The organism is Pseudomonas sp. GW821-FHT02A11 (assembly GCF_059421985.1).
The window spans coordinates 24,029-40,846 of record NZ_JBWKWB010000037.1; the positions used below are offsets into that span (position 1 = coordinate 24,029).

The following is a 16,818-nucleotide window of genomic DNA, read 5'->3' on the forward strand; positions in this document are numbered from 1 at the left end:
CGAAAGTGTTGGATGCGTTTTATGTTCCGGCCTTAGCGCTGCATGCCCCACCGCTTGACGGTCAGGCGCTCCACATTGCTGAACAGCAGGTTTTCCACCAGCAGACCGATGATGATCACGGCCGCGAGGCCCGCGAACACCTTGTCGGTGTACAGCTCGTTGCGGTTCTGGAAGATGTACCAGCCCAGACCGCCCTTGCCCGACGACGCGCCAAACACCAGCTCGGCAGCGATCAGGGTGCGCCAGGCGAACGCCCAGCCAATTTTCAGACCCGCCAGAATCGAGGGCAGCGCCGCCGGAATCAGGATGTACCAGACGAAGCGGATGCCCTTCAGACCATAGTTGCGGCCGGCCATGCGCTGGGTTTCCGACACCCCGAGAAAGCCCGCGTAGGTGTTCAGCGCCAAGGCCCACAGCACCGAATGCACCAGCACGAAGATCAGGCTGTTTTCGCCCAGGCCGAACCACAGCAGCGACAGCGGCAGGAGTGCGATGGCCGGCAGCGGGTTGAGCATCGAGGTCAACGTGCCGAGCAAGTCGCGACCCAACTGCGTGGACACCGCCAGCGTGGTCATGCCGAATGCCAGCACGATGCCGATCAGGTAGCCCTTGACCAGCACGGTCAGGGAAATCCACACCTTGGCCAGCAGCTCGCCGGTGACGATGCCATCGATAAAGGCCTTGGCGGTGTCGATGAAGCTGGGCAGCAACAGGTCATTGCCCTGAATGCGCGCAGCGATTTCCCAGATCACTGCCAGGGCGATCAGGATCACGGTCTTGCGCACCCAACTCTGTTGCCAGATGCGTTGCAGCAGAGGAATGTCGCGGGCCAGGTCTTCTTGCGTGAAAGGCGCAAGCTCGACTTCGTATTCCTCGCGGATAGGGGGTGAAAGGCTCATGGTGTTGTCTCATCTGGGCCAACGTCCCCTGTAGGAGCGCGCTTGCCCGCGATAAAGGTGTGTCAGGCGACCTAAACGTCACAGGCACATCGCAATCGCGGGCAAGCGCGCTCCTACAAGAGTGAAAGTAGGCGCATTAATAGGCGATCCGAATATCCTGAAAACGCAGATCCTGCTCGACCGCAGGCGCTTCGCCCTCGTCGAACAGCAGCCGGTGAATGCGCTGCGCGGAGGCCTGGAAGTCCACGCCTCCCAGGCTTTTCAGGTCGTATTGGTGGCTGTTGATCTCGGCACGCACGCGCCCCGGATGTGGCGACAGCAGCAAGATCCGGTTGCCCACCACCAGCGCTTCCTCAATGGAGTGGGTGACGAACAGCAGCGTGAAGCGCACCTCTTCCCACAGCTCAAGCAGCTCTTCCTGCATCTTGCGACGGGTCAACGCGTCGAGCGCGGCGAACGGCTCGTCCATCAGCAGTATTTTCGGCTGCATCGCCAGCGCGCGGGCAATCGCCACGCGAGCCTTCATGCCGCCAGACAAGGTGTGCGGGTATGCGTTGGCAAACGCACTCAGACCGACCTTCTCCAGGTAATGCCGCGCGCGTTCCAGAGCCTCAGGACGCTTGAGCGTGCGCGAGGCCAGCAGCGGGAACATGACGTTTTCGATCACGGTCTTCCAGGGCGGAAGCTGATCGAACTCCTGAAACACGACGATCCGGTCCGGGCCCGGCTCCTTCACCTGCTGACCGGCCAGACGGATCTGCCCTTCACTGGGCGTGATGAAGCCGGCCACGGCCTTGAGCAGCGTCGACTTGCCGCAACCCGAAGGGCCGAGCAGGACGAAGCGGTCAGCCGGATCGACTTCGAAACTGACTTGATGAGTGGCCCGCACCACGCGTTCCGGCGTGCGGTATTCAAGGCTTACGCCCTGGACTTGCAATAGCGCTTCAGCGGTAGGCTGATTGGCCTCTTGCGCGTTCGAGCGATCGCTAGCCGTGTGGCTTTGCAGAACAGCGTTCATGGAGCGGGCTCCCTCAATCGGTGTGAATCAGAACGGAGCATCGCCCTGAATGGTGGTGCGGTGCAGACGACGACGTAGATGATCTGGGGTGCCACCGGCCAGGTGGATCAGGGAGCGGTTGTCCCAGAACACCATGTCGTTCTCCTGCCACTTGTGACGCAGCACGTTCTCGGGACGCACGCTGTGGGCGTAGAGCTCTTCAAGAATCGCGCGGCTTTCGTCCTCGGGAATGCCGACGATGTGCGTCGTGAAGCCTTCGCTGACGAACAGCGCCTTGCGGCCGTTTTCCGGGTGCGTGCGCACGATCGGGTGGCTGACCACGGCGACTTGGGCCAATTGTTCGGCGCTCAGGGTCGGGCGCCAGTTTTCGGCGTTTTTGCCATGGCTGTAGCGCGAGGTGTAGCTGTGCACGGCTTTGCGACCTTCGACAGCCTTGCGCAGGTGCTCGGGCAGGGTGTCCCAGGCTTGGTGCATGTCGGCGAACAGGGTGTCGCCGCCTTCGCTTGGCAGCTCCTGGGCATAGAGCATCGAGCCCAGACTTGGCAGCTCCTTGTAGGAAAGATCCGAGTGCCAGTATTTGCCGGCATCGCCCAGTCCCACCGGCTGACCGTTTTCGACGATGTTGGAGACGATCAGGATCTCCGGGTGATTGGCGAGCAGGAACTGCTTGAGCACGTGGATCTGCAACACGCCGAAACGGCGGCTGAAATCGATTTGCTGTTGCGGGGTGATCTGCTGATCACGGAACACCACGACATGGTGATCCAGATGCGCGCGGTGCACGCGTGCGAAATCTGCGTCATTAAGCGGCCGGGACAGGTCGAGCCCGACGATTTCCGCGCCCACCTTTTCGGCGAATGGACGCACATCGAACTGCTGATCCGGCGCTTGCGCGGACGTGGAAGCTTGGGAGGCTGCTGGCATGAGAACTCCGACTCCAGAATAGCGTGACTGAGAAGTCGGAACTTTATAGATATAAGAAGCGAAATTTAAATATCGTTAAGGCATATGGATAGCGCCGAAAGAACTAGCGACATCGCAATGCCATTATCAGTAACCGGACGGATACCAAAGTCTTATCTTCGGATGCGAACTCGACGCGCAAGATAGGTGTCTATCTCAGACCTCGCAGCCAGGTACGACTGCAACTGAACCGATGTCAGGGATAAGAACAAGAGGACCGATCATGCCGGTACGCGCCACCGAAAACGACCACTCGCACGACAAATCACACGACGACAACGTCAAATTGCTCATCGCCTTGCGCCGCGCGCTGGGCACCCATGCAAAAACGCCGACGCAGGTACAGGCCGTCGGCGTGAAAAACGTGGGTCAGTGATCCCGGCGATCCATTGGCGGACGCCATCAACCTGTGGGAGCGAATGTATTCGCGAGAGGCCAGTCCAGCCGACACATGCGTATCGACCGGACAAGTTTTCGCGAATGAATTCGCTCCCACAGATCATCCGTTGCCGCTAAGTCCGGACAACACTTACCTCAATTAGAACGCTGGCAATACCGCGCCGTCGTACTTCTTGTTGATGAAGTCTTTGACTTCCTGGCTGGTCAGCGCCTTGGACAGTTTGTTGATCGCGTCGGTGTGCGCGTTGTCGGTACGGGTCACCAGGTAGTTCACGTACGGAGAATCCGAACCTTCCAGGATCAGCGCGTCTTTCTTCGGGTTGAGTTTGGCTTCAAGCGCGTAGTTGGTGTTGATCAGGTCCAGATCAACCTGGTCCAGTGCGCGTGGCAGCAGCGCGGATTCCAGCTCGCGGAATTTCAGTTTTTTCGAGTTGGTGGCGATGTCTTTCGGGGTCGCCAGCGCGTTGGTCGGGTCTTTCAGGGTGATCAGACCGTTCTTCTGCAGCAGCAGAAGGGCACGGCCGGCGTTGCTACCCTCGTTGGGAATGGCAACGGTTGCGCCTTCAGGCAGCTGGTCGATGGACTTCCACTTTTTCGAATAGCCGCCGAACGGTTCGACGTGAACGCCAACGCCGGTCACCAGAGTAGCGCCTTTACCTTTGTTGAAACCGTCCAGGTAAGGCTTGGTCTGGAAGTAGTTGGCGTCCAGACGCTTCTCGTTCAGCTGCACGTTCGGCTGCACGTAGTCAGTGAAAACCTTGATCTCCAGATCCACGCCTTCCTTGGCCAATTCAGGCTTGATCAGGTTGAGGATCTCGGCATGGGGAACGGCGGTTGCGCCGACCACCAGTTTCTCGGCAGCCTGGGCTGCGTTGACGCCAAAGGAGAGGGCAGCCGCCAGTGCGGTGAACAACAACGTCTTTTTCATGCGATGTCCTTAGAGAGAATCCGGTCGTCTTGGTTGGCGATTTTTAAGTGTCAGTGTGCCGCCGCCCCGTTCACCGGTGCGGCGGCGTGATGCGGACATTACCGAGAATCTTTATTCCATGACAATACTTTTTAAGCCAATAGTTATTCAATTCGGATATTAAAAAGCCGCAGATACCGCCACGCCGATTCTCGCTGCCTTGTTCAGATCAACCGCCGAATCTGCTTCAGCCGCTTGAGGTCCGGGGCAATGAACTGCGAGATAGCCTCGACCACCACTTTCTTCGCCACGTATTCCCCCCCGCCTCGCAGCACTTGCTCCAGCACTGAGCTCTGTGGCTCGGGCGGTTGATTCGGGTCTCGTTGCGGCGGGAACAGGTAGGGAATCACGTGATCCTCGACATTCTCTGCTGACCATTTCGCCCACTCGACGGCTTCCAGCACCTCGCCAGCCGTACGGATGCGCTCTTCGATCAACACGGTATTACGAGCGCCCGCAGTCAGTTTTGCCGTTCGGTCGAAGCTTTGCAGCGCCTGGCCATTGGACACCTTGATAGCGCCCTGACGCGTGAGGGTGGTCGCAGCCTCGCCTGCCGTGCGCGCAGCGGCCTTGCCAAGTCCTGCCCCCAGGACTCCCAGCCCCAGACTCACATAGCCCAGCACCTTCCCGGCCTCCGAACGCGGCGCGACTTCCTGGGTAATGGTGGCGGCAATGCCTACTGTATTGGCCGCGATATTGACGATCGCCGCAGAGGTGGAAAGCGTCAGACCGCCCACCAATGTCGGGCCCGTGGCCGGAGCCGCCGTCCCGAGGGTCACCACCGTCAGCGCGATGGAGGCCACCGCAATGAAAATGCCCAGAATCGCCCGCCATGAGAAATGCCCCGTGGGGTCCGACAGGTTGAGCGGATCGCCCAGGCAGTAGGCGTAAGCATTAATGCCACCCGCGCCGAACGGACTCAGGTTGTCCGGGCTCTGGAAGCGCATCAGCGCAGGGCTGTAGGCACGGTAGCCATTGCCGAGCAGATAGCAGCCCGTTTGGGGATCGGGCAGCTCACCATTGAAACCCAACAGGCTGTCCAGCCCGGCAGCAGGAGCGCGGCTGCCATAAGCATCGTAGGCATGGCTCTGTTGCCCCTCAGGCTTCAACGCCTGCAAGACGCTGCGCCCTTGATCGGTGCCTAACAAGACATGCTCGGCTTTGGCCCCTTGGCGGCAAGCCTGAGCCAGAAGATGTTCATCGTGCTGAATGAAGCTTTGGCATTTATCGCCCTGACACCGCGTGACCAGACGCTCGTCCTGATAGAAATGCGTGGACGCCGGCTCACCCGCAACTGTCTTGCCCAGAAGACGATCAAGCGGGTCGTAGCGATAGTCGATCAGTCTTGCAGCCCTTGGATCTGGCGATTGAGTCACGGCAACCAGCCGACCTAACTCGTCGTAAACCAACCCGCGCCCTTGCTCGTCGTTGAGTTGGTTGCCGTCGCTGCTGTATTGGAAAGACGCATCAAACGCTTTGTAATCGGGATGGCTATGGGTCACGCGTGTGAGTTGGGTACGGTCGGGGTTTTCGTAGTGGTAGGTGGCAATGTCCCGCCCGCCCAGGAAGGCCGTGGTCAGCTCGCGGATATTGTCCAGCGCATCGAAGCGCCAAGTCTGGCTGATGATCGGCTTGCCTCTTGAGTCGACCGGCGCCTGCGGTCCCCTACAGGTGTAATGCTCGAGCCGGCCTCGGGGGTCGTAGCCGTAACGCTCGTCCCGCAGCACCTGATTGCCGCGCCGGAGGATGCGTTGGGTGAGCTTGTCGGTCGGGTCGAACGCCTGAGTCAGCTTGAGCACAGTGCCGCCGCCGATGCCCATCGTGCGACTCACCTCACGACCAAAATCATCGTGTTCAAGGGTCGTCGTCAGGCGCTGTCGCGACTGCTGATCAAGGGTTTCAATACGCGCGGGACGCCCCAGGGCGTTGTAAGTGAAGGTGACACGCAGGGTGCCGTGGTCGATCTGCGCAACCCGACAGAACGCATCGTAGGTCAAGCGGCGCTCTTGCCCACTGGCGTCGGTGTACCTGAGCGGCAGGCCGTTCAGCGAAGAAGCATGCAGAGTCTCGAAACGGGCCGTGCCTTCAAACAGCTCTTCCTTCTGCAATTTGCCGGACGAGGAGTAATGAAGACGCTGTTGGCTGCCAGGATCGGATGCCTGGATCAGCCCGCCATGGGTGCGGTCGTAGTTGAAGCGCGCGGCCAGATTCTGATGGGTTTCGACGCTTCGCGCCGTCAACTGATTGTCCAGTGCCGCGTCGTATGAGAAAGACAGCACGGTACCGCTGGGGGATGTACGGGTTGCCGGACGGTCCTGAGCACCATGGAAGGTGAAGCGCTCGCCGCGACCACCCACCGTCTGCTCGGTGACACGCAGCAAACTGTCGAATGCGCGCTCGCCCGCCAGGTAATCATCGACCCAGATGTGCGTAGCCAGATCCTCCAAGCTGTGGGCAACGTAGTCTTTTCTGACCTCTGTACCATCAGGTAAGCGGGTTCTCAGCAGACGATCGGCATAGTCATACGTGAATTGGGTGCGATGGCCTAAAGGCGAAATCCGCTCGATGCATCGTCCCAGACCATCGTAGAGGTAACGCGTTACACCTCGGGCAACGCCGGCACGGTCAAAGCGTTGCACCGTCTGGGGCTGATCGAACAGGTTCTTCTCGATAACGGTTTTGCCTGCGCCTTCCTGCCATTGGGTGCGAGTGAGGGTAATGGGGTCCAGCACGTCATGTCGCTTGACCCCGCTGGCGCCTTCGCTGCTCACGCGATTGCCCCAGTCGTCATACGCGTGCGTCGTCGTAACTGCCACAGGCTTACCGTCGATCCAATCGGTATCGACTTCCTTCACCAACTGCCCGAGGGCGTCGTAACTGGCCTTATAGGTCATACGCAAAGGCTGCATCGCGCGGTCCATGTCTTGCACTTCAACGCTCAGCTCGCGGTTCATGCCGTCCAGCCGCGTGCGGGTCTGTGCGCCAGCAGCGTCGGTGACGACGACATACAGAGGGTCACCCGGCTTCTTCGGCAGGCGGTAGTCGAAGGTCTTGATCGCTTCGGTCGCCTTCTTGGGCTCCACTGTCTCCTTGATCACGCGGCCAAGTCGATCGTACGAGGTCTCTACCACCACGCCGGTCTGGCCTACGCTCCTGACCTCCTGCCCGGTGAGCGCATGCTCCTGGATTTGACGCGTGCTGCCGACACCGTCATCGCCGGTGAGCGTGATGTTTGTTCGCAGCACATCACCCACAAGTTCATAGGTGTAAGTCAGTGCGGTTTTGAAGGAAGCCATGGTCTCGGTGCGAGAAATGATCTTGCCGAAAAACGGGCTCGCTTTTTCGTCCAGGTACGTTGTGACGATGACTTTGAAAGGCGTGACGTCAGCGCCCTCATGCAGCGACTCTTGCGCAACGGCGATCCAGGTGGGGCGCGCGTGATGAAGGGAGGGCAGCTGCACGTAGCGAAAATACGAGCTGAGCCGAGGGGCCTGTAGCGATGCTGCAGAAGGGGAGACACCAGATGGCGCCGCAGGGGGTGTGGCAGGAACGATGGTTTTCTTGCGCAACCAGCGCGGGCGGCCAAAATCATCCGCCGGACAGCCATCAGCACCTTGCGGCGGGTAGAACTCATACAGCTCAGTGACGCCGGAAGGCAGAACCTTGCGGATCATGTTGCCTGCGTCATCGAACTCGGTGAGCGTCGTTTCAGTACGTTTGATGTTGGGGTTGCGGGTGTCGAAGTACGTCGTTTCCTCTCGCCGTGGCAACTGGAATTTCGGCGATTGCCGGTCGAATGAAACGCCAGCGGAGCCGTGGTATTCGATGACCTTTTCCACCACTGAGGTGCGCTGCCGAGTGACCTCCCGCATCTGCAGGTGAAAACGGTTGTAGGTGCGACGCACGGTCCGCACCACACGACTCTGCGGGCCGTTACCCTCGACCAGTGTCTCGGTCGAAAAATACTCGTAAGTCCCTGGCAGGTTGTAGAGGTTGTCTCCACTGGTACGCCAAGGCGAATTCGAGCCGAAACCCAGGTAATTGTTGGCCGAATAACTGTATTCGCGCCTGATCGAGGGCTGATTTCCACCAGGAAACACAGTGTGGGAAATCACCGCCGGGAGGGAATGAATCGGTGCGCTGGGAGGTAGCCTGTGCTGCGATGCCCGGTAACTCACCTGCTCGTGCCCCCCGGTGGGCTGTTGCAGCCTTGTAATCAGCGTCAGGTTGTTGAGACGGGTGTATTCGAATCGCCACTCCAGCTGATCCGGCGTACCCGGATTCGCTCTGATCACACTCAATGCCCCGTTTTGCATGATCAACGCAAACGTCAGCCTTTTATCGGGGCTGTCCGGCCAGAGCACGATCATGGGCGTGTTGCCCGCAAATGTGACTTTGACCAGCGAACGTGAACCGTCCCTCACCTCGCTCAAATAGCGAGTACTGCCTCTGAGCGCATAGGTAAAGAACAACCCTTGCCCTTGTGCAGAATAGAGCGCCGTCACCAACCAGTCGCTGGAACTGCTGCTGACTTTCCTGAGCACTTCCAGCGTCCCGATCTTGTGCTCAATATGCAACTCGTCGCCCTTGCGCGAGACTTTCAGGTCATTGATTTTGTTGCCCGGCAGAACGAATGCCTGCGACGACAGCAGCGCCTCATGGGTGGCGCCTGTCGATAACTGCAGCTTTCTGCTCGCTTCGTTGTAGCCTGAAACGCCCAGGGACCAGCCGCGACCGAATCCCAGATTCGCGTCAATCAGAGGATCGAACGCCAGCGCCAACGGCAGCGCGGGGCCGCTCAACACATTTGATGTCAACTCCGACAGTGCAATACGGCAACTATAGCTTCCCGTACGCGGGTCTACACCGGATTGAATAAAACTCAAGAAGTTATAGGCGTTAGAGTTTCCTCCCGCCGACGGTAAAGTATTCATATTTAATCTCAGTCATAAAAAGAAGACGCCCGTGATCATGGGCGTCTTCTTTAAACATCAAACCAGTTCCAGGTACTTGCGGCCATTGCCCTTGAATTGCAGCTGAACGCGATGGTCGTTGCCATACATATCCAGCGCGCGAATAGTCGTCGGGCCTCTGCTGACAACAGTGTCACGGTTGACCCCTCCCGGCACCGGCGTGAACTGCCGTTGACGGGCCAGGCATATGTACACTTTTCCGGGTTGCTTGAATCCGGCCTTTAGCCTGAGGGGTAACCCACGCAGGGCCATCCCAAAGTTGAAATAATCATCCCCTGGATACGTAAAGCCGGTGATACTTCCCCTGTTCTGTGGCGCAATCGCGTCACGCCTGATACTCAGTGGGCTCATATCAAAACGGAGGAACTCGAGATTGATCTGGTTGGAGACCAGATCAAACGCGTAATAATCAAGGGTATCGAAATACTGTTGACTTTCCACGTTCCCCTCAATCACCGTCCGCGGAAATGTATAGTTCCCCGCGGTATAAGTCGGCGTACTGACGGGAATGAGGGTCAACGAGCCATTCTGCCGAGCGGGCCGATGAGAATCCATTATCTGACCATCCCGACGAGTCAGTTGCGCAGCAATCGACAGCGGTGTTGGGCTGATGGTACGCACGTAAAATTCAATGGTGTAAACATGCTTGCTCGATTGATCAATATCTGGCTCAGGCAAGCGCTCACCGGGTGCCGGCGGGAAGAAGCGATAGTCCTTGTTGTGGGTCCTGGACCAGACCCAATTCACACCATTGAAATTGCGGACATATTTATTGAACTGCAGACGGTCATGTTTGGCGGGATTGAAGGCTACTCGCCGGGCGGCGACTTGATCGTATTCCGTGGGGTCGTACTGCTGGCGCGCCAGAGTCAAACGGTCGGTGAGCCGTAACTCATAGTCGAGCGGGTCTGGCTCGATGAGCCGACCCTGCGTGTCGATCAGGCGCAGGCTGTTCAATTCCTTCTGAGTCAGGGGCACCGCCTCACCGTCGACATCGATGGCTCGAAGCGTAATACGCAACTTGATCTGTTGACGACCGTTCGCATAAAGATTGCTAGTGCCCGTCGCGGAGGTAATGGTGAACGTTTCGAGGCTTTCCCAAGAGGATAAATTCATGATCAAAAACTCTCTGTGCTAAAAAATATTACCAAGCTGCAACGCAAGATAACTTTCCTCCTAATCGTCCTTGTTTAGGTGCACCACGCGTTTCGAGATGAGGCTCCAGGTATTGGCCGTTGCTGCCGTTATGTGCCAGATCGCGCTTTTCGGTCATGTTGAGAACATCGCCCTCATCCCCCACTATCAGGTATTGATAGGTCGGCTGACTGTGCCCACATTGGGAACTATCCATGAACACTACCAGCGTGCCTGGCTGGCCGCCGGTGATCTGAAAAAAGTAATAGTCATCGTTCTTGCAGCCTCTCGATCGTTGGCTGCTCATGGTGTACTGCTTGCCTCTTTCCAGTGGAAATGAACAGCGGTTAGCCTCACTTTTTCCAAATAGTGTAATATTGGCAACTTTTGGGGCTCCTGCATCCATTGCGTAAGCAACGTTGGAAACTCCAAAACCTAATAATAGCGATGCTGCAAAACCACTCCAGAATAATTTAATACTCATAAATAAAATTCCTTTTTTGATAACGCCGACATCCCGTCGACGCCTGAAACAATTCGTCAATGAAGTGCATGCAGAACAGTCATTTTCATTCAACCAAGCCCCTCGAAAATCAGACTGCTCGAATATCAAAAAGCTGTCCACCGAAGGGAAACAAGCAGCAATAAACAACGTGTATTTTTATACCTGCACTTTTCGTGCAATCAGAGCCCGCTGGCGATGGGGTATGAAACGTAAATATTTGGCGTAAGACTTTTCACTGACTGGCATAGGCAATTATCCAACGCTCATAGCAAAAAAAGGCCATTCCCCCTGCAAGGGAACGGCCTTTCTCATAACAGTCTGCGAATTTCAACGGGAGGGTAAATTCAGGTGCTCGGGCAAAATCTCAGCCCCGCTGCTCACCAGCAAGGCGAAATGGATAACGTTTTCCAGCTCCCGCGTATTGCCCGGCCAGTAATGCGCTTCGAGCACTTTCTGAGCCGCTTCGCTGATCAGGGGCATTTCGAAATCCAGGCGCTGGCTGTAGATCCCCAGAAAATACTCGGCCAGCGGCAGGATGTTGCCCGGCTGCTCGCGCAAAGAGGGCAAATCCAGACGCCCTTCGCTCAGGTAACGAAAAAGCCGCTCATGAAACTTCCCGGCAGCCACCGCAAGGCTCAAGTCGACGCTGGTGGCCGCAACCAAACGCACGTCTACAGGGCTTGGTTGAGAGGCGCCGACACGGGTGACTTCGTGGTTTTCCAGCGCGGCCAAAAGCTTGATCTGGATCGACAAAGGTAGGTCGGCAATCTCATCCAGGTACAACGTGCCGCCTGTGGCTGAACCGAACCACCCTGCCCGGCTGCTCACCGAACCGCTGTGCGCACCCGCGGCATAACCGAACAGCTCGGCATCGGCGTAGGTCGGGCTGATCGCGCCGCAATTGACCGACACGAAAAGGCCCGAGCGATCACTGCCACGATGGATATGCCGCGCCAGCAATTCCTTGCCGGTGCCAGGTTCCCCACGAATCAGCACGGGCAGATCGAGCGGGGCCAGTTGCTCCATTTCTTCACGCAGGCGGCGCGAGCGCGGGTCGAAAAACACCAGCGCCTTGGCACGAATGCTCAGGGGGCTTTTTTCAGCGTCGGGGAAGGTCAGAAGGGGCTGTTGCGGTACGTCTGGATGACTCATGGCAGGCTCCCGCCCAAGCCATCAGTGCCTGAGCGTTAAAAAAAAGGCCGCAGCGCCTGTCGGTTCACTGCGGCGAAAAAAAACGGGGGCAACGTGTTCTCTGACGCGCCCGCAGCCGCGCAACATGGCTTCATGCGCGGCGTCGTGTGAGTTGTTCGATACGGCCCTGCAGGCGATACAGGTAAGCGAAACCCTGTTCCCAGCGTTGGTGGCCGGACTTGACGTTGATGTGGCCGGCGCCACTGAGGATGCCGATTTCGGCGCCCCAGTTGCGGGCCATTTCCATCGCCCGCAAGGCGCTGACGGCGGAATCGTTATCGGAACTGACCACCTGCGTCGGGAACGGCAACAGGTGTTCAGGAACAGGCGCAAAGTTACGAATCGCCGGCGGGCAGTTCGGCCGCTCGACGTCAGCAGGTGCCACCAGCAACGCACCGCGCACCTGGCGCAGGGTTTCCAGCGGGGCCAACTGAGCCCAATGGGCCACTGTCACGCAACCCAGGCTGTGGGCGATCAGGATCACCGGCGAGCTGTCGGCCGCAATGGCCCGCTGCAATTCACCTACCCAGTCTTCGCGGCGGGGTTTGAGCCAGTCGGCCTGTTCCACCCGCACGCTGTTGGGCAGACTGTTCTGCCAGTGAGTTTGCCAATGGTCGTCGGCAGATCCTTGCCAGCCTGGGACGATCAAGTAACGGATCGATTCGTTATGCATGGCCTTCGCCTCCTGCATTTTTTGCGTTCATGGCGGCGAGTATAGAGACGGGACATATATTCGAAAAAGAATAAGAAGATATTTATTAATACCCAAAAATCATATGTCTCAATCACGGGCAAAAGCGCGGCCAAAAAAGAGGGCCACCCCCTGCCTTAAGGAGCGGCCCTGATAAATCACGCTGTCTGCCCCCAGCTCGCCGGGGATGAGCGAAGAATACGATGGGGTTGTTACAGAAATTTTTATGCACTCAAATTTTCGGAAATCACTGTAGGAGCGCGCTTGCCCGCGATGGGGGGTGTGTCTGCACCCGACGTTGCAGATGGAGAAACCGCCATCGCGGGCAAGCGCGCTCCTACAGTCATCAACCGCGAGATGGCTGAGACAGAGGATCACCTTCAACGACAGCCACACGCTCGAACCGATTTGCCCGTCCAAATGTCCCGAAATCATTGAACCGCACGCCCATTTGCGCCATGACCTTGTGTGCGACAGGTGCTGTCATCTGACGAATGTAAAACGGCTCCTTGACCACAAAATGATGAATGCCATGGGTGCTGCCGAAGTTGAAACAGAACGCCTGCATCGGCCACAGCCACCACGGGTTGAGCACCTGAGTCTGCTGCATGACGTTCCCCGCTTCGACGTCGCCGTAATAATGCATGTTCGAACTGACGAAATGCAGGCAGAAGGTGCGCAAAACGTTAGGGCCGATCAGCACCACGACCGCGATGTCGATCACCTGCATCACAGCCAGGGTGTTGGTTGACCAGTCGACCGAGGTGCCCATCAGACCGGCAATGCCGTTCGTCGCATGAAAAGCTAGAAACACATACCACGCGCCCCAGTTGAGCAGCGCCAGCGGTGCATAGACGCGCAAGGTGCGCTTGAGAATGCTGACTTTGTGCGCCCAGGTTTTCGCTCGCAACATGCGGATCAGCGACGACATGACGTTATCGCCCACCATCAGTAGCCGCGCGATACCCCAGGGCTCACCGTTGGTGATGGCGCGCTCTTCCATGTCGGCTTCGGTGCCGGACACCTTGTGATGATTCAAATGCAGATGCCGACGAATCCACGGATTGATGGTGCTCGGTCGCGCCATCCACACCAACGCCAGCATCAGATTGTGAGGCACCCGCTGCTTGCGGAAATACATGCTGTGAATCAGGTCGTGCTCAAGCTCATGGGTCAACGACGCGAAGAACGCATTGAGCAGCAGACACACCCACCACGCCATGAAACCTTCGAGATAGAGCACTGCGCTGCCGATCATGCCGGTGAGGGCAAGCAGCAGAATGCCGACCCCGATTGCATCTTGGTGCGCAAGAATCGGGTAGCGTTTTCGCAAGGCTTCCCCCTGGGCCATAACCACTGCGCGAATATGGGCTGATCGCTGCTGTGCATTCAGTCCGGCAGCGCTTGCAGAAGTGTCGTGCATGCTTCCATTCTCCGGTTTTATGATGAGCGAAACGTTGCTCCACTGTGCCGTGAGGGGCGTCAAACTGCCCGGCCGTGGACGCCAATCTGTTGACCGGAAGCGCCAATCTGTATGCCTGAGCCGAGCATTCTCGCCAGCTGGACCCGCGCCCTGCGCAAGCAACTCGACGCCCTTGGCCTCGACAGTCTCGCGCTGAGCCAGGCTGCGGGCCTCGATCCACAGCTGATGGACGACCCCAACGCGCGCTATGCGGTGACGGTCACCACGCGGCTATGGCAACTGGCGGTCGAAGCCAGTGGTGATCCGGCGCTGGGGTTGCGGGTGTCGCGCTTCGTCAGCCCTACCACCTTTCATGCCCTCGGTTACGCGCTGGTGGCCAGTGGTTCTCTGCGCGAGGTGTTCGAGCGCATCGTGCGCTATCACCCGGTGGTCAGCGATGCGCTGGACCTGAGCTTCATCCGCGTGGGGGATCGTTACGAGTTTCGCTTTCGCGTGCCCGAGGGTGGGCCAATGCCGGCCAACGAGGCCATGGATGCCTTCGCGGCGATCTACGTGCGCACCTGCCGCAATCGGCTCGGGCGTCATTACGCCCCCCTCGCGGTGCATCTGGTACGGCCGCAGCCCGCCGATCCCAAGCCTTGGCACGACGTGTTCCGCTCGCCGCTGTTCTTTGACGCGGCGGAAAACCTGCTGGAGTTCGCCTGCGCCGATTTCGACAGCCACCTGGACGACGCCAATGCCGAACTGGCCGAGCACAACGAGGCCGTCCTTGATCGCGCGCTGGAAAAACTCAGCCCGCTGACCTGGGAGCGCAAGGTGCGCGGCGCCATCGAAGCCCAGTTACCCGAAGGCGAACCCTCGGCAGAGCGCATCGCGCAACACCTGCACCTGAGCCTGCGCAGCCTGCAGCGGCATTTGGCCGATGAGGGCTGCAGCTACGATTTGCTGCTCAACCAATGCCGCCAGAACCTGGCCCTGCAGCACATGCGCGACCCCGGCAGCTCGCTCAGCGAAATCGCTTATCTGCTGGGTTTTGCCGACACCAGCAGCTTCAGCCGCGCGTTCAAACGCTGGACCGGCATGACCCCCAGCCAGTACCGCGACGGTGTGCGCTAAGACGTCGCGTCAGAGCTCGGTCAGACGATGTCTGGCCGCTTTGCGCAGCTTGTCGACATCCAGCACGCTGATGAAATCGTGATCGCGGCGCACCATCCCGCGCTCGGCAAACTGCACCAGCACCCGATCAACCACTTCCGGCACCAGCCCCAGACCGCGAGTGGAATGCAGATCAGCCACTGACACGATGCGCACCGAGCGGTCGATCTCGCCGTAGCCTTCAGCAAGCATCAGCAAGCGAAACGCCACGCGCTCGTCGGTGGGCAGCGAGGTCATCTGATCCGGCGGCGGAACACCCAGCCCCAACTTGCGTGCCAGCAGTTGGCCGAACGATCGCCAGTATCTAGGGTGCTCTTCCAGCAGCTGTTGCAGGGGGGGTTGAGGCATGTGCAGCAGGATGACCTGGTCTTCGGCGAACACATCGCGCAGGCGGGGTTTGTCGTCAAACAGCGACACCTCGCCGAACCAGTAAGGCCGTGCAGTCGCCGTTTGCGGGCGCCACTGGCATTGCTGCCTGGGGTCGTTGAAGCGCAGAGAGCCAGCGAGCAGCGCATACAGGCCGCACGCGGGCTCGTTCTTTTGGAAGACCAGCTTGCCGGGGGTCACCCGGCGCTGCCGCATGCCGATCAGCAGACTATCCTGAAGTGAAGCGGGCAAATCGTTGAACCAGTGATCGTTGATCAACCACGAGCGCCATTGGGTTCCATTCGTCACGTGAATCTCCTTTTTCTTGCTGGCGTTTTATTGCAGGCTGAGGCCATCGGTGCGCCCCGCCAAAAAATCAGGCGCATGATCCACGCATCTCGGGAGGAATAACAATGAAAAACCTCGTCGATCACCTCAGCCAATATGCGGCTTACCACCGCGACACCCGCAACATCGCCACCCATTTCGTTGGCGTTCCGCTGATCGTGCTGGCGGTCTCCGTGCTGCTGTCACGCCCCGGCTGGAGCAGCTGGGCATTGGGCGAACTGTGGTTGTCCCCGGCCCTGCTGGCGACGGTCGCGGCGACGCTGTTCTACCTGCGCCTGGACCGGCCCCTGGGCATCGCCTTGGGCGTGGTGCTCGCGCTGTTCCTGTGGATAGGCGCGCATCTCGCGCAGCAAAGCACGCTGGTCTGGCTCGGTTCCGGGGTCGGCCTGTTCGTGGTGGGTTGGGTCATTCAGTTCGTCGGCCATTATTACGAAGGCCGCAAACCGGCGTTCGTCGACGACGTCACAGGCCTGATCATCGGCCCGTTGTTTGTGACGGCAGAGGCTGCGTTTCTGATGGGGATGAGAAGGAAGCTGCAGAGCAACATCGAAGGGCGCGTGGGGCGGACCCACAAGCGGAATATGAAAAAGGCGGCCGCTTAGGGCTCACCCTTGCAGAAGCGCGTTTGCCCGCGATTGCAGGCGGTTACGGCGATTCCCCTGTGGGAGCGAATTCATTCGCGCGACGTCATTACAGACGGCGTCATTTTTCGCGAATGAATTGGCTCTGTCTGCGTAAAGTGTTGCTGGCAGCTAAGCTTGTAAAGTCGACATTCGTTTTCGGAGG

At 58.7% G+C, this 16,818-nt stretch carries 13 protein-coding genes and 1 pseudogene; 3 read left to right on the plus strand and 11 right to left on the minus strand.

The genetic code is table 11. The features are described 5' to 3' along the window. Nucleotides 1-32: 32 nt before the first annotated feature. The 3 genes from AC07V9_RS28130 to AC07V9_RS28140 all read right to left on the minus strand — a co-directional run bounded on the left by AC07V9_RS28130 (nt 33) and on the right by AC07V9_RS28140 (nt 2,841). Nucleotides 33-899, minus strand: a complete 867-nt coding sequence (locus AC07V9_RS28130; RefSeq protein ID WP_495018886.1) for an ABC transporter permease — start codon at nt 897-899, stop codon at nt 33-35. 136 nt (nt 900-1,035) lie between these two features. Continuing rightward, complete coding sequence (locus AC07V9_RS28135) at nt 1,036-1,917, minus strand: ABC transporter ATP-binding protein (protein ID WP_495018887.1); 882 nt, start codon at nt 1,915-1,917, stop codon at nt 1,036-1,038. Between the two features lie 27 nt (nt 1,918-1,944). Beyond that, nucleotides 1,945-2,841: a TauD/TfdA dioxygenase family protein gene (locus AC07V9_RS28140; RefSeq protein ID WP_495018888.1), complete on the minus strand. Its 897-nt coding sequence runs from the start codon at nt 2,839-2,841 to the stop codon at nt 1,945-1,947. A gap of 262 nt (nt 2,842-3,103) precedes the next feature. On the opposite strand from AC07V9_RS28140, the gene AC07V9_RS28145 reads away from it, so the two are divergent. Beyond that, on the plus strand, nt 3,104-3,256 hold the full coding sequence (locus AC07V9_RS28145; RefSeq protein WP_495018889.1) for a hypothetical protein: 153 nt from the start codon (nt 3,104-3,106) through the stop codon (nt 3,254-3,256). Between the two features lie 162 nt (nt 3,257-3,418). Here the strand turns inward: AC07V9_RS28145 and AC07V9_RS28150 are convergent, their stop codons facing one another. From AC07V9_RS28150 to AC07V9_RS28180, 7 genes and pseudogenes are all read right to left on the minus strand, one after another. Beyond that, nucleotides 3,419-4,207 carry a MetQ/NlpA family ABC transporter substrate-binding protein gene (locus AC07V9_RS28150; RefSeq protein ID WP_495018890.1) on the minus strand — a complete coding sequence of 263 codons (789 nt, stop codon included), beginning with the start codon at nt 4,205-4,207 and terminating at the stop codon, nt 3,419-3,421. Between the two features lie 203 nt (nt 4,208-4,410). Further along, nucleotides 4,411-9,051, minus strand: coding sequence for an RHS repeat domain-containing protein (locus tag AC07V9_RS28155; RefSeq protein ID WP_495018891.1), 4,641 nt, complete (start codon nt 9,049-9,051; stop codon nt 4,411-4,413). A 186-nt stretch (nt 9,052-9,237) separates the two neighbouring features. Next, the gene (locus AC07V9_RS28160; protein ID WP_495018892.1) at nt 9,238-10,335 is read right to left on the minus strand and encodes a hypothetical protein; all 1,098 of its coding nucleotides are present in this window, start codon (nt 10,333-10,335) and stop codon (nt 9,238-9,240) included. Nucleotides 10,336-10,363: 28 nt separating this feature from the next. Beyond that, the gene (locus AC07V9_RS28165; protein WP_495018893.1) at nt 10,364-10,837 is read right to left on the minus strand and encodes a hypothetical protein; all 474 of its coding nucleotides are present in this window, start codon (nt 10,835-10,837) and stop codon (nt 10,364-10,366) included. Between the two features lie 357 nt (nt 10,838-11,194). After that, nucleotides 11,195-12,010: pseudogene (locus AC07V9_RS28170) on the minus strand (sigma 54-interacting transcriptional regulator); the annotation flags it as partial. Nucleotides 12,011-12,140: 130 nt separating this feature from the next. Further along, nucleotides 12,141-12,722 carry an alpha/beta hydrolase gene (locus tag AC07V9_RS28175; RefSeq protein WP_495018894.1) on the minus strand — a complete coding sequence of 194 codons (582 nt, stop codon included), beginning with the start codon at nt 12,720-12,722 and terminating at the stop codon, nt 12,141-12,143. Between the two features lie 364 nt (nt 12,723-13,086). Then, complete coding sequence (locus AC07V9_RS28180; RefSeq protein ID WP_495018895.1) at nt 13,087-14,163, minus strand: fatty acid desaturase; 1,077 nt, start codon at nt 14,161-14,163, stop codon at nt 13,087-13,089. A 111-nt stretch (nt 14,164-14,274) separates the two neighbouring features. On the opposite strand from AC07V9_RS28180, the gene AC07V9_RS28185 reads away from it, so the two are divergent. Further along, the gene (locus AC07V9_RS28185) at nt 14,275-15,279 is read left to right on the plus strand and encodes an AraC family transcriptional regulator (RefSeq protein ID WP_495018896.1); all 1,005 of its coding nucleotides are present in this window, start codon (nt 14,275-14,277) and stop codon (nt 15,277-15,279) included. A gap of 9 nt (nt 15,280-15,288) precedes the next feature. Here AC07V9_RS28185 and AC07V9_RS28190 read toward each other — a convergent pair whose 3' ends face one another. Beyond that, the gene (locus AC07V9_RS28190; protein WP_495018897.1) at nt 15,289-15,993 is read right to left on the minus strand and encodes a Crp/Fnr family transcriptional regulator; all 705 of its coding nucleotides are present in this window, start codon (nt 15,991-15,993) and stop codon (nt 15,289-15,291) included. A 104-nt stretch (nt 15,994-16,097) separates the two neighbouring features. Between AC07V9_RS28190 and AC07V9_RS28195 the strand changes: the two genes are divergently transcribed. Further along, nucleotides 16,098-16,634, plus strand: a complete 537-nt coding sequence (locus AC07V9_RS28195; RefSeq protein ID WP_495018898.1) for an Mpo1 family 2-hydroxy fatty acid dioxygenase — start codon at nt 16,098-16,100, stop codon at nt 16,632-16,634. The last annotated feature ends 184 nt before the right edge of the window (nt 16,635-16,818 follow it).